This is a genomic window from Lysinibacillus sp. NPDC093692 (assembly GCF_050280125.1).
In the GTDB taxonomy this organism is placed as follows: Bacteria; Bacillota; Bacilli; order Bacillales_A; family Planococcaceae; genus Lysinibacillus.
The window spans coordinates 1-13,775 of record NZ_JBNNUW010000032.1; the positions used below are offsets into that span (position 1 = coordinate 1).

Consider the following 13,775-nt stretch of genomic DNA (forward strand, 5'->3'; position numbering starts at 1 on the left):
CATACCGAACACGGAAGTTAAGCTCTTTAGCGCCGATGGTAGTTGGGGGCTTCCCCCTGTGAGAGTAGGACGTCGCTAGGCACCTTAAAAAGTCGTGGATTTATTCCTCGGCTTTTTTTTGCAATTTTTTTAGTCAAACATATTGGTTCCTGCCAATTATTAATCCAAAGGTGGGAAATGGAGAATCTTATTATAAAGATCGATGCTAAGAAACTTTTATTAAAATAGCTTACGTCTTTCGAAGCTTATTATCTATATCTTTTTATAAAAGTGAAGTTAACATAGGGCAAGATTGACAACAAGTCATACAAATGTTGTTTGGAAGTACTTTCTGTAAAAACTTTATAGCATTTAAAAAAAAAGTATATTGAACAATGATTGATCAATATACTTTCTTTTCCTGTAATATAGTAAACAGTTTATATAACGTTGATGGGTTAACGAGACAAATCTCTTTTTCTCCAAGTCGTTTTTCAAATTTAGGCTTAGCATTAACTTTTCTATGGTATCGTCAGTTTCAAAAATCCTTAGTATTGTAGCATTTCAGGATATTCTTTACCTAGTGTCTCCACTTTCGATTGGATTTTTCATTCCTTTAATCCCAAAACCTAGTGATGTATAGAGTGAAAACAATGAATCAATAACTATGTCAAAAATAATCACCCTTCATCAAAACCTAAATTAATCGGCTCTAATGGCAAGTTTTTTTCTTGACCAAGCATATTTGTTGATGTAACAGATAAATCTACTTCTTCAAACTAAAATCCATCAGCCCACACTTTACCTGTTCCTATTAATAGAATACCGAAGTGAATTGAAGCACTTTCTTTTGGTACATCTAATACAATCGAATAGAAGTTCCAGTCTGTTGTACCTTGAATAGGTCTATTATCCATATTATCAAACTGAATCACGTCACCTGTACTATTATCTACGCGACACCAAGCTCCACATTTTACAACTTCGTCTGTTTTTAAGAAACAAGACAGTTTTATACGTTTCCCTAACCAATTTTCTGCTGAAAAACTTTGCATCATTGTCCCGAATTGCCCTTCACCTACATCCGTTTTCGAAGCCAGTAAACCTGATTTCATGCCTGTATGAAATATTTGTCCATCCGTTTTCATTTCGTAAAAAGTAGGGTGTGAACCACTTAAAATCCAGCCTTTAATAGTCGTTAAATCACTCATGTTTTTTTCCTCCATCCCTTGAAGTGTTCGCATGATCTTGCGATATTTGCCAGGTGGCATTTTATATAGCTCTTTAAAAGAACGTGTGAATGCTTCTTGTGATTGATAACATAACTCAAACGCAATTTGAATTATTGATTCATCTGAATATAATAAATACATTGCTGCTATTGCCAGTCTTCGTTTTCGAATATATTCACTTATCGTCAATCCAGTTTCTTGTTTGAAAATACGTGATAAATGAAATTTTGAATAGCCAATATGTGATGCGTAATCATCTAACTGCCATTCATCTAATAAACACTCTTCTAAAGAATAAATTACATCTTGAGTCACTTTGCTATACACATTGCTCACCTCACTTCCTAAGTTTAGAGGATATATCATTTTATTTTTTTATATTAATTGCTATTTTATTTCTCTTTCTATAATCGGATGTATAGTATAAAAATTGATTTTGCAATCTAATCCCAAAAGAGGGGGGCAAACCGAGACACTTATTAAACAATCGCGCGCCAATCGCTGAGATGATTAAATCCCATAATAATCTCCCTTACTTATACCTATTTAATATTTCTTCTGGAATATGACAATAATCATCTGGGCATCTAGCTAACCTATCTTGATGTTCTTCTGCACTTCTCATATAGTTTGTAAGAGGTAATACTTCAACAACTATAAGGTTGTAATCATTTCTCTCACTAAGAAACGCCTTCGCCTCTTTTAAGTGGTCATGTTTTTCACTATATATTCCTGTTCTGTATTTCTCGCCAACATCCTGTCCTTGTTTATTCAAACTGTATGGATCAATGATTTCAAAAAAATATCCCATTAATTCCTTGATTGTTACAACTGTCGGATCAAATTCTGTTTTTACACATTCGGCGTACCCATCATAATCACCTTCAAGTGTACGACTTGTTCCATTAGCTCTTCCTGCTTCCGTAAACTTAACTCCAGGTAAAGTTTTTATAAAAGCTTGTACTCCCCATAAACATCCACCTGCAAAATATACTATTTCCATATTGACTCTCCTCTTTGTGTAAAAATAAAAAAATTCATTCCAAGTAAATAGGGGGAAATGTAGTAACTAAGTCTACTACAAATTAAAGTAATGACAAATTTTATTATTCTACAATATGGCTCGATTGTTGAACTAAACTGCGCCGGTAGTTCAATAAAGAAAAAAAGAGCTGCATATGCAACTCAGTGATCTATAATTCACGTTAGTTCAACAAGCACATTCACGTATCTTTCGCTACTGACTCGTTTATTAATTTGCAAAGATAGCCGACTATGTACCCTCTGCTTGTCGTTTCTTCAATATCATTATTCTCGGCAAGGTCATCTATACCTTTATTAATTGCGTCCCATAGTGGTGTGCCCTCAAATTGTTCATACGGATGTGACATACTACTGTATACCTCCAAAGCGTCCTTGTTAGTTCATTTCTTTAATCATAACATATGCTTTGTTGAACTATCCTGTTCCGTATTTCTTCACACTCTTTAGAGTGATATAAATTTAAATACCTAATAAAGAATTACCTTTAGCATAGCTGCAAGGAGATATCTAATCATGATAATAGGGTCATCGATTTACTCCCTTTGAATTTATCATAGCTTTTAGAAGCCAAAGAAAACTGTATGAAAAAAGTGAAATTACTATCATGCGATAGTAACTTCACATAGCTTGTTGACGAGGTTATTTCCAATTAAAACCTTTTTTCGCTAAGAAATCTTTAATATGAGGACGGCGCTGTTCAATTAAGAAATCAGCCATTTGCTTTGTCCAGTTATCAATTTTTCGATTGGATGAGCGATTATTATAGTATGCTTCCATTGTGTCATTGTAAGCTGGTAAAAGCTCCTCGTATTTTTCTGTATTGTATTCATTTTCATGTAATACTGCTGCGACAGGTAAACGAGGTTTTACTTCATTGCGACGTGCAGGAACCCCGATTGTTAAGCCGAATAGTGGGAAAACATAGTCAGGTAGATTGAATAATTCGCTTATTTCTTCTAGCTTATTACGCACTCCTCCGATGTAACAAATTCCATATCCCATAGATTCTGCAGCAACAACAAAGTTTTGCGCGAATAATGATACATCGGCCACCCCAACAAGTACATTTTCTGCGGAATCAGCAACGATGTCTACACCTTCTAATTTGCCTGCTGATTGAAGACGTTTGAAATCTACACAGAAGACAAAGGCACCGCCAGAAGTTTCGTATTGACGAGGATTACCTGAGAGTAACCCTAGTTTTTCTTTTTTCTCTTCATCTGTTACCCAAATAACACTATAGGCTTGCACAAAATGTGATGTAGCAGCCATTTGTGCAGTAGCAATTAATTCTTCAATAATTTCCTTTGAAATCGGATTTCCATCATAAATACGAACCGAAGAGTGGTTGCGTAATAATTCTTTAACCATTTATTAAATCTCCTTTTCCTCTTTCTATATATCAAGAGCATATCACGCTTCATCATCAAAATCGAATTTTTTTGGTACTCAAATTATTTTTAAATAATTTAAGAATGCATAAAATTTCTCGTAAAGTAAAATATTTTGTTACTTATAGATTAAAAATTCCGAATAGTTTAAACTTATATGCGGGAGGTTTATTTGGTTGGATTTCTAATAAATGGATAAAGGCGCCGATAGGAATAAACAGGGTAATCTAGTTGAGTATAATAAAGTGGGATGGAGGAATAAGGATGGAAGAAAAGTTGGTGAAAAAGCTTCGAAATGAACAGCTACGGAGCAAGGTAGTAACAGCAGATGAAGCAGCGTCTTGGATTAAGGATGGTATGGTACTTGGGATGAGTGGATTTACTCGTGCGGGTGACGTAAAAGTGGTACCACTTGCGCTTGTGGAAAAAGCTAAAAAGGAGAACTTCAAGGTAGATGTATATACAGGTGCATCACTAGGCCCAGAAGTCGACCAATACTTAGCAGAAGCTGGCGTTATTCGTAAACGTGGGCCTTTCCAAGCAGATGCCGGCATTCGTAACAAAATCAACAGTGGTGACATCACATTCGTTGATGCGCATCTATCACATAATGCGGAGCTAGTACGTCAAGGTATTATCGGTCCCATTGACTTTGCGATTATTGAAGCAGCTGCTATTACAGAAGACGGCTTACTAATTCCTACAACTTCAGTTGGTAACTCTCCGATTTTTGTGCAAGAGGCAGACCAAATAATTATTGAGTTGAACGTAGCTCAGCTTGATGAATTAGAAGGTGTCCATGATATTTTTGTACCAGGATTACAAGGGCAACGTGATCCAATACCATTGCAAAATGTATCCGATCGGCTTGGCACAATTGGTATACCACTAGATTTAAATAAAGTAAAAGGCATTGTAATTTCAGATATTTTAGATGCGCCGTCCACGATTGTTCCTGCGGATGAAGAAACAGATATTATGGCTAATCATTTATTAAATTTCCTACGTGAAGAAATTAAAGTAGGTCGTTTAACAACAAGCTTAAGGCCCATTCAATCGGGTGTGGGCTCAGTAGCAAATGCCGTTTTATTAGGTTTTAAAGATTCTGAGTTTGAGAACTTAGAAGTATATTCAGAAGTATTGCAAGATGCGGTATTCGAATTAATTGATGCCGGAAAGGTAAACTTCGCATCTGCTACTTCAATTACGCTTTCCGAGGAAGTTGGACATAGAGTTTATGGTAATTTTGAAAAATATACAGATAAACTAGTATTACGTCCGCAAGAGATTTCTAACCAACCAGAAATTATTCGCCGACTCGGGTTGATTTCTGTTAATACGGCATTAGAAGTAGATATTTACGGGAATGTGAATTCTACACATGTTTCTGGCACAAAAATGATGAATGGAATCGGCGGTTCTGGAGACTTTGCGCGTAATGCACGATTAGGTATTTTTGTCACAAAATCTTATGCAAAAGGCGGAAATATTTCTAGTATCGTTCCAATGGTGTCACATGTAGACCATACAGAGCATGATGTAGACGTCATCGTAACAGAGCAGGGAGTAGCAGACTTACGTGGGCTTGCTCCAAAAGAGAGGGTTGGACTCATTATCGATAACTGTGCACACCCGGAATATCGTGAGCAGCTATGGAAGTATTTTAATGATGCCAATGAAGCAACTGGTGGACATCATACGCCACATATTTTAGAAAAAGCGCTCTCATGGCATGTGAATTACGCAAAAAATGGCACGATGAAGAACCCAGCTTTATCGAAATAATAAATTAAAAAAGCCTTGAAGGATAGTTTATTTGTTCCTTCAAGGCTTTTCATTGTTAATAACATAATCCAAAAAGCTCAGGTATCTGTGGAATAGACGGGGAGGCCTACGAAGTGATCGGGTAATCCCCGAAATGCTCTGCGCCCGAAGAAAAACAAAGTTCCAAAGCTTCTTTTTACAATAATCCAATCCATTTCCAATATGTTGCGGAGAATAGAAGAACTAGGATGTATCCAATGATCGTTAATGGAATACCAGACTTTAAGAAATCCTTTGTTGTAAAGGCTCCTGTACCATAGGCAAGCATATTTTGCGGTGCACTAATAGGTAAGAGGAAGCCGAAGCTAATAACGAATTGTTGCACGATAACGAAACCAACCTGATCGACATTAGCTGTTAATGTTGAGGCTAAAACGATAAATACTGGTATAAGCGCAGATGCTAAGCTTGTTGCGCTCGCAAAGCCTAAGTGAATAAGAATATTGAATAAAGTGACAAGGGCAATGGTTGCAAGAATTGGCATAGAATCTAAACCGAGTGAACCGAATACTTTATCAGATAACCAAGATGCACCTTTAGTATTAAGCAAGACTGTTCCTAACATAATTCCTACTGCAAAGACGATAATTGTACCCCAAGGAATATGCGGTTCAACTTGCTTCCACGTATAGACACCGATTTTGGGCATTAATAAAATGGCGATTGCAACGATTGTGACCGTTGTCGTATCGAATGGGTGGAGTTTGCCCTCAGTAGCCCAGAAAAATAGTAAAACGGCAGATGTTATGATTAATCGAATTTCGGGAGCTTTTAGTGGGCCAAGTTCTGCAAGTTGTTTTTTGATTACTTCTCGGCCACCTTCGATATTACTTGTTTCAGGCTTAATTAGTGTAATCATAATGAAAAATAGAGCTACTGACATGATGATGGAGAAGGGGGCTGCGTAAAGCAACCAAGCACCCCAAGAAATATCCACACCAAATTGTTCTTTAATGAAATTTAAAGCAACCATATTTTGTGCTGCTGCTGTTTTAATACCGATATTCCAAATGGAGACAGCTTGCACAGAGGTAATGACAAGTAAAGCAGCAAGTCGACTATCACGTGGTAAACCAAATGCTGCTACCATTCCGAGTAGTATTGGTACAACTGCGCCTGCACGTGCAGTAGCAGAAGGGACGAAGAATGCGAGTGCAATAGATACTAAAATAGCACCGAAGACAATGGCTTTCGTTTTTGTCCCTACTAGTGAAAGAATCCATAGCGCAAGACGTTTATGTAAATTGGTAATTTGCATGGCTGCCGCTAGGAAAAGAGCTGCGGCTACTAGTGCAACTGCTGAATTACTAAATCCGCTTAATGCTAATTTTAATGCATCTGATGTTCCTAGCTCTCTCGTGGGATCTTCCATTGATGGAGCTAATCCTAGTAAAATTGTAACGAGAGCAATAATCATGGCAGAGCTAACGGGATAGGATACTGCTTCTGTAACCCATAGGATGACCGCGAAAGCTAAAATAGCCAAAGCCCGTTGTCCAGCTACAGGTAAATCGCCGTTGTTCGGTAAAAAAGTTATGATGATGAGGGATGCGAACGCTAATGCAATCCAGAGTGGCTTTAAATTACGTTTCGGTTTTGCTTGTTCAGAAGTAGACATACTTTCTCATCCTTTCTAGCATTTTCTATAACATCGACTAGTAAAATGCTTTATTAAGAAAGTAAATTGTCTATTTATTGTAAAAAAGCTAGTGTGTTCAAATGCTTTCTAGTAATAGCGATAATGGGCAGTTACGAGAAAATACGCGGTCATAGAAAAGACAAAAATATCCAAAGATATTAGTTTTTCTTCTTGAATGCTGAGGTAACTTTAGGCTCAGTTCCTAGCATCAATCGTTTAATATTTTCGATATGCAAAATGATGGCTATACCAAAAAGAAATAAGGCTATACACGTTGGGCCGACCCCAGGAATCCATAAATATGTGGCTGTGCAAAAAACGAGATAAAATTCAAGTACACCGACAATTAAAAAGCTCGTCACGAAAGAAAAAATAACAAATAAAATGAGTGCAAATAAGCCAACTTTCCAATCAATCGCAAGTAATATCCCGATAATTGAAGCAGTTCCTTTGCCGCCATTGAAGCCCATATAAAATGGGAAATTATGACCTAGAATGACACCGGCTGCTACGATATAAATAAAGAGCCAAACTTGTACTTCAGTTAATTGTGTTATATCAGCAAGATAGACATGTGCACCGATTATAGCTACAACACCTTTACCGATATCGATAAGTCCGACTAATATGCCGTATTTCCATCCAAGGGAAAGCGTGGCATTAGAGGCACCTGCATTGCCAAAACCAGTCTTTTTTAAATCTACCCCAGATAAAAACTGAGCAACTTTAGAGCCATGAATACAGCCAATCAAATAACCGACAAGAAGAAAAATGATAACGGCTTTTAACATAAAAGTCCTCCTTTCTATATAATAAGCTCATCACCAAAACGTGTGATTGATTTCCGTTCCGGCTGGGCGCTTTGTTGCTGACGCTGGCTTCGCCTCCACTCCAATCAACTAATAAAAAGGGCGTATATTTTAACAAATTTCATCCCGAAACTTTTAGTGATGAATTATGTAACACTAAAATAATGTATGCGTTCGTAATACGTAAAAAAGCAGACAGAAGTTTCGGAAAAAATAAAATTTTAGTGTTGACAGAGAAAATGTCTATGTTTATACTTTGTAACAACGATGGAAATTGAATCACATACTCTTATCAAGAGCGGCGGAGGGATAGGCCCTATGATGCCCGGCAACCAGTAAGTGACGAGCTTGCTAAGGTGCTAATTCCTACAGATTCTTACTTGGATCTGACAGATAAGGGGAGGAAAACTTGCAACCGCAACCCTCTTCTTAGCTGAAGAGGGTTTTTGTTTTCTACTTAAAAAATCCTCCTCATCTCCGGTGCCATCGTAAAAAAATAACCATATGGAGGTATACAATGACAAATTTTAAACCAGAAACATTGCTGTTACACGGTGGCCAAGAGCCGGACCCGGTAACAGGATCTCGTACAGTACCCGTATATCGCTCAACGGCATTCGTTTTTAAAGACACTGCTCATGCGCAACGTCTTTTTGCCTTAGAGGAAGCTGGCAATATTTACACACGAATTACAAACCCAACTGTAGATGTTTTTGAAAAACGCGTCGCTTTATTAGAAGGCGGTACAGCAGCGGTAGCACTTTCATCTGGTGCAGCAGCTATTGCATTTTCAATTTTAAATCTAGCAGGGGCAGGTGATGAAATTGTTGCAGGTAGCTCTTTGTACGGAGGTACTTATAATTTATTCGCCAACACACTACCAAACTACGGTATTAAAACAATTTTTGTAGACGAAACAAATCCAGAAAATTTCCGAGCAGCTATTACAGATAAAACAAAAGCAGTGTTCGCTGAAATTTACGGTAACCCAAGTTTAAAAGTGCTAGACATCGAATCAGTAGCGAATGTAGCACATGAAAACGGCTTACCATTAATTATTGATAGCACATTTGCTTCACCATATGGCTCTACACCAATTGATTTCGGTGCAGATATCGTTGTTCATTCCGCAACAAAATGGATTGGCGGCCATGGTACAACTTTAGGTGGCGTTGTAGTAGATGCAGGGAAGTTTGATTGGACTCGTGGACGCTTCCCAGGCTTTACAGAGCCAGATGCTTCTTATCACGGTTTGCGTTATGGTATTGACACAGCAGCGGCTGCATTTGCCACAAAACTGCGAGTGCAATTACTACGCGACTTTGGACCAACATTAAGTGCAGATGCAGCATTTAATTTATTACAAGGTTTAGAAACGCTTCATTTGCGTATTCCTAAACACAATGAAAATGCATTAGCGGTAGCTGAATATTTACGAAACCACCCATCTGTGGAATATGTAAATTACAATGGCTTAGAAGATTTCCCTACCCATGAGTTAGCTAAAAAGTATTTGAGAAATGGCTTCGGATCAGTGCTTACATTTGGTATTAAAGGTGGGCGTGAAGCAGGGCGTAAATTAATCGATAGTGTGAAATTATTCTCGCACGTAGCAAATGTAGGGGATGCGAAGTCATTAATTATCCATCCAGCATCTACTACACATCAGCAACTATCAGCTGAGGAGCTAATCCAAACTGGCGTAACCGAGTCGCTCATTCGCTTATCCATCGGTTTAGAGGCAGTAGAGGACATTATTGCAGATTTAGAACAAGCTATTGAACAAGTAACAGTTTCACAACAACAAGTAGAAGCCTAATAAATAAAAGAAATTGGCTAATGTTGTAGCGTTTACGTGTTTTCCCATTCGATAGGCCTCATTTGGTAATACGTAAAACGTTGCTGCATCATCCACTTGCCTCATTCGGTAAAGGTAACTGAAATTCTTTAAAAATAATACCTAGTAATTCAATAAGTATTGTTGACTTGTTTAAATCCTTGTTTTATACTAGGAAATAAGAAAATCGTTCGACATTTAGTTTTCATAAGTGCTCCCCCACTTTTGAAATATATGAAGCGGAGTAGTTGCTAAGTCAGTAACTACTCTTATCTACCAATACTGATGATAAAGGAGTGTTTTAAATGGGAAATGTGTATAGTGCGCAAAACATTGCATCTTATCTTATTTATGAGTTAAATGAAGGTCATGTTTTTGTGAACAACATGTCCATTCAAAACATACTTGCATCAGTTGAGAGTAAATGGCAAGAGAACTTTGGACATTCAGCTTTTAAGGAGTTTGTTTATGTCAAAGAAGAAGGCTATACAGTAAAAGAAGTTTTTGAGACTTATGAAGGCTACGGAGCAAGTCATATTCCTCTACCTGCGACAGAGTATTACTTAAAATACGGCACGTTCCAATTAGTTGAACGTACGTATGCAATACCAAATTTTAAGCTAGAGGAAATAAGACTGGTGCAACAAGTGCTAACACAATATCGTTATAAATTACTAGCCAAAGCTAGTTAAATCCCTCATATAATTATGCTCATTCTCTGCTGCTACAGGGAATGAGCTTTTTAATTAGATGTTGGAAGATATAGTAACATAATTGAAAAAATTTTTATTAATATATTTCAAAAGAACAATTTTTAGGAATGTATTTACATAAATATAATAGAAGAAAGGCATTTATTTTTGGCTCATCGCCAAAAGCTATGGGTGATATTTGTTAAAATTAAACAAATATAAGTTGATTGGAGTGGAGGTTGGGCGACTCCTTGGGGATCAGCGTCACAGATGAGACCCTGGAGCGAGCAATGCGAGTGAAGCGGCTCATCGGACGCCCCCAGGAAAGCGCCCAGCCGCAACGAAAATCAACCCCACACTATTGTGATGATCCTTATTTTTATATGAATCGTCAATATTTGTTCAATTATTTTATAGATCAAGTGAAAAATCATATAATAAAAGGAATGAAAACGATTTCCTTTGCACTTCTAGGGGAAACAAATGTCCATCCTAGAAAGATTTTTCTTGTGCAATGTATGTATTTACGATACAATCTTCAATAAGTTAAATTTTGAATTATTTGAATTTGTGTGTTTCACAGACTGTATTTTCATTCAGAATATTTTTTGTAGTGAGAGTGAAACACCATGACTAAATATCTGTCTGAAGACGAAGTGTTAAACACGGCAAACTGACCTGCTTTGTAAAGTCAGCGAACAATTCAAAATCTGTACGAATTAAGCTGAGACGAAATAAATATAATGAAACTGCGGAATGTAAGTTGGAGGGAATAACAGAAATGGCAACTATAAAGGCAGCTATATTAGGATTTGGAACGGTAGGTCAAGGAATTTACCATATATTAAACGAAAAGCGTGAAGAGCTTAAAAATAAATTAGGCATTGAGCTAGAAGTAGCAAAAATTTTAGTTACAGACGCCAGCCGTGAACGCGTACCAGGGACAGCACATTTAATGACAACTAGTATGGATGAAGTTTTAGCTGAACCAGGTATGCAAGTTGTTTTTGAGGCGATCGTGAATGAGGAGCCAGCATTTACTTACTTAAAGCGCGCTGTTGAACATAAATGTCATGTTATCACAGCTAACAAAGTAATGTTTGCAAAGCGAGGCTTAGAGCTACAGGACCTTGCAAAAGCAAATGGTGTGTTTGTGGGCTTTGAGGCAACAACCGCTGGTGGTGTACCAGTCATTAAAACGATGAAAAACATTTTGCTTGTCAATGATGTTAGTCGTATTCAAGGTGTTTTAAATGGGACATCCAACTATATTTTAACGAAAATGCGTTCACAAGGCTGGTCGTTCGAAACTGCTTTAAAAGAGGCGCAAAATTTAGGTTATGCAGAGGCAGATCCATATAATGATATTTCCGGGCAGGATGCCTTTAAAAAATTAATGATTTTAAGTGCTTTAGCATTTGGTGAACAACCAGATTGGGCTGACGTCGAGGTAGTTGGCATCGATAGTATATCGGCAGAGCAAGTAAAAGAAGCGTGCGAAAAAGGCTTGCGTTACCGCCACGTTGCTGAGGTTGAGAAGCTAGCCGATGGGAAAGTGATCGCAAAGGTTGGTCCACAATTAGTAGATAAAGAACATCCGCTTTATCCTGTTGATGACGTCAATAATGCAGTGGCATTGGATACAAATTATATTGGTACTTTAACGCTAGTTGGACCTGGGGCAGGTATGTATCCAACAGCCAGTGTAATGGTAGAAGATTATGCCGAAATTATCGGTAAAAGAGCCGGGTTTGTCGTAACAATATAATAGATATGCCTATCATTCAACAATGCTCAATTTGTTTGAATGATAGGCATTTTTTTAATCCTCATCTTTAACATCAATATCCTCTGGAATAGGAGTATTCCGCCAAATTTCAATTTCCTCTTTAATACGATCTAGCTGATCAAAATAAGTACTAAACTGCCCGCTATTAATCAGTATTTGGTCCCCATCGTATACTGAACGAATACGGCCCTCGTAAACTAAGCGAAGTATTTGATCCTCTGGCATACCAAGGTCGATGGCTGTTTCTTCAATTGTTTTATACATAATTTCGCTCCTTTTGTTGTTTATATTATAACCTCCCGTTAAAAGAAAGCCTACTGTAGGTTAATAAATGAAAGAAAAAGGAAAATGGTAATTGTTTACTTTTTGATAAATCTGTATTATTAATGTTAATGGGCTGTGGGGCTATTATTAACAATGTCTTTTTTTCTAATTAATTCGTCTAACAGGTACAACCATTTGAACGATTGATAGCACCTTTGTCTTTTTTTGTTTAGAAGGGATACTATGTTATTGACTTGCTAATATCCTGTATATAAGTTTGATTTCCGTTCCGACTGGACGCCCCCCGGGAAAGCGCCCAGTCGGAACGGAAATCAACCACACGTTTTGGTGATGAGATTCATTAAAATCTTAAGAATTTCTTCATTTTTATAATAACTGGTTTTTAAGATTTAAAAGGTACACTATTTATTGAGAGCGAGGTGTATATCATGACGAAACTAACAGTTCTTGTTACAGACGATGATCAAGATATTCGTGATGGTATTGAAATCTATTTAAAAAATGAAGGCTACAATGTCATTAAAGCTGCTGACGGCTTAGAGGCAATTGAAAAATTAGAAAACAATGAAGTACATTTAATTATTTTAGATATTATGATGCCGAATATGGATGGAATTACAGCGACGTTTAAAATTAGGGAAGAGCGCAATATTCCAATTATTATGCTTAGTGCAAAGGCAGAGGATGGCGACAAAATTCATGGTCTATCTGTAGGCGCAGATGATTACGTTACAAAGCCTTTTCATCCGTTAGAGCTATTGGCTCGTGTGAAATCTCAGCTGCGACGTTATGTACAACTTGGGACGTACAATGAAGGTGCAGCAAAGGTGGAAATCGACGGTCTTGTATTAGATGAAGATGCAAAGGAAGTCAACTTAGAAGGCGAACCTGTTCGATTAACGCCAATCGAATATAAAATTACGGAATTACTAATGAAAAATGCAGGACGTGTATTTTCGATAGGAGAGATTTATGAGCGTGTATGGAATGAGGAAGCTTACAATGCAGAAAATATTGTGGCTGTACACATTCGAAAAATACGTGAAAAAATCGAAGCAGATCCGAAAAATCCACGTTATTTAAAGGTGGTGTGGGGCGTTGGCTATAAAATGGAAAAATAAAGTAGAGCAGTATGTTACAATTGCAGGGTTTGTAGCAGGGGTTATTGGACTAATTTATTTTGGCGTGTATGCGTATCAGATAGTAACTGCCCACTCTCCGGGGATGTTACAATTGCTCGAGAGAATTTTCTAG

12 protein-coding genes, 1 rRNA gene, 1 pseudogene and 1 riboswitch are annotated in these 13,775 nt (G+C 37.4%); of the genes and pseudogenes, 7 read left to right on the forward strand and 7 right to left on the reverse strand.

The features are described 5' to 3' along the window. Nucleotides 1-81 (forward strand): 5S ribosomal RNA (rrf, locus tag ACQKN4_RS22880); the annotation flags it as partial. Between the two features lie 578 nt (nucleotides 82-659). On the opposite strand, the pseudogene ACQKN4_RS22885 reads toward rrf, so the two are convergent. The 4 genes and pseudogenes from ACQKN4_RS22885 to chrR form a co-directional block, all read right to left on the reverse strand. Further along, nucleotides 660-1,577, reverse strand: a pseudogene (locus ACQKN4_RS22885) (helix-turn-helix transcriptional regulator). A 166-nt stretch (nucleotides 1,578-1,743) separates the two neighbouring features. Beyond that, the gene (locus ACQKN4_RS22890; protein WP_079564028.1) at nucleotides 1,744-2,214 is read right to left on the reverse strand and encodes a peptide-methionine (S)-S-oxide reductase; all 471 of its coding nucleotides are present in this window, start codon (nucleotides 2,212-2,214) and stop codon (nucleotides 1,744-1,746) included. 220 nt (nucleotides 2,215-2,434) lie between these two features. Then, nucleotides 2,435-2,602 carry a hypothetical protein gene (locus tag ACQKN4_RS22895; protein WP_427484906.1) on the reverse strand — a complete coding sequence of 56 codons (168 nt, stop codon included), beginning with the start codon at nucleotides 2,600-2,602 and terminating at the stop codon, nucleotides 2,435-2,437. A 292-nt stretch (nucleotides 2,603-2,894) separates the two neighbouring features. Beyond that, nucleotides 2,895-3,626 carry a class II chromate reductase ChrR gene (chrR, locus tag ACQKN4_RS22900; RefSeq protein WP_079564026.1) on the reverse strand — a complete coding sequence of 244 codons (732 nt, stop codon included), beginning with the start codon at nucleotides 3,624-3,626 and terminating at the stop codon, nucleotides 2,895-2,897. A gap of 284 nt (nucleotides 3,627-3,910) precedes the next feature. On the opposite strand from chrR, the gene ACQKN4_RS22905 reads away from it, so the two are divergent. Beyond that, nucleotides 3,911-5,431 (forward strand): acetyl-CoA hydrolase/transferase family protein, encoded by a 1,521-nt coding sequence (locus ACQKN4_RS22905; RefSeq protein ID WP_427484907.1) that lies wholly within the window; start codon nucleotides 3,911-3,913, stop codon nucleotides 5,429-5,431. Between the two features lie 175 nt (nucleotides 5,432-5,606). Here ACQKN4_RS22905 and ACQKN4_RS22910 read toward each other — a convergent pair whose 3' ends face one another. Together ACQKN4_RS22910 and ACQKN4_RS22915 are read right to left on the reverse strand one after the other, a co-directional pair. Beyond that, nucleotides 5,607-7,088: a DASS family sodium-coupled anion symporter gene (locus tag ACQKN4_RS22910; protein ID WP_079564020.1), complete on the reverse strand. Its 1,482-nt coding sequence runs from the start codon at nucleotides 7,086-7,088 to the stop codon at nucleotides 5,607-5,609. 179 nt (nucleotides 7,089-7,267) lie between these two features. Further along, a complete protein-coding gene (locus tag ACQKN4_RS22915; RefSeq protein ID WP_079564017.1) occupies nucleotides 7,268-7,900 on the reverse strand; it encodes a glycerol-3-phosphate acyltransferase in 633 nt (210 codons plus the stop codon). A gap of 304 nt (nucleotides 7,901-8,204) precedes the next feature. After that, nucleotides 8,205-8,318, forward strand: a riboswitch (SAM riboswitch). A gap of 117 nt (nucleotides 8,319-8,435) precedes the next feature. Between ACQKN4_RS22915 and ACQKN4_RS22920 the strand changes: the two genes are divergently transcribed. The 3 genes from ACQKN4_RS22920 to ACQKN4_RS22930 all read left to right on the forward strand — a co-directional run bounded on the left by ACQKN4_RS22920 (nucleotide 8,436) and on the right by ACQKN4_RS22930 (nucleotide 12,215). After that, nucleotides 8,436-9,737: an O-acetylhomoserine aminocarboxypropyltransferase/cysteine synthase family protein gene (locus ACQKN4_RS22920; protein ID WP_427484908.1), complete on the forward strand. Its 1,302-nt coding sequence runs from the start codon at nucleotides 8,436-8,438 to the stop codon at nucleotides 9,735-9,737. Between the two features lie 323 nt (nucleotides 9,738-10,060). After that, nucleotides 10,061-10,447, forward strand: a complete 387-nt coding sequence (locus ACQKN4_RS22925) for a hypothetical protein (protein WP_079564012.1) — start codon at nucleotides 10,061-10,063, stop codon at nucleotides 10,445-10,447. Between the two features lie 781 nt (nucleotides 10,448-11,228). After that, nucleotides 11,229-12,215, forward strand: coding sequence for a homoserine dehydrogenase (locus ACQKN4_RS22930; protein ID WP_079564007.1), 987 nt, complete (start codon nucleotides 11,229-11,231; stop codon nucleotides 12,213-12,215). Between the two features lie 54 nt (nucleotides 12,216-12,269). Here the strand turns inward: ACQKN4_RS22930 and ACQKN4_RS22935 are convergent, their stop codons facing one another. Continuing rightward, nucleotides 12,270-12,500, reverse strand: coding sequence for a DNA-binding protein (locus ACQKN4_RS22935; RefSeq protein WP_079564005.1), 231 nt, complete (start codon nucleotides 12,498-12,500; stop codon nucleotides 12,270-12,272). 449 nt (nucleotides 12,501-12,949) lie between these two features. On the opposite strand from ACQKN4_RS22935, the gene ACQKN4_RS22940 reads away from it, so the two are divergent. Next, on the forward strand, nucleotides 12,950-13,642 hold the full coding sequence (locus ACQKN4_RS22940; RefSeq protein WP_079564002.1) for a response regulator transcription factor: 693 nt from the start codon (nucleotides 12,950-12,952) through the stop codon (nucleotides 13,640-13,642). Beyond that, entirely contained in the window at nucleotides 13,620-13,775 is a 156-nt protein-coding gene (locus ACQKN4_RS22945) for a hypothetical protein (protein ID WP_170939071.1), read from the forward strand. The genes ACQKN4_RS22940 and ACQKN4_RS22945 overlap by 23 nt, the downstream gene beginning before the upstream one ends.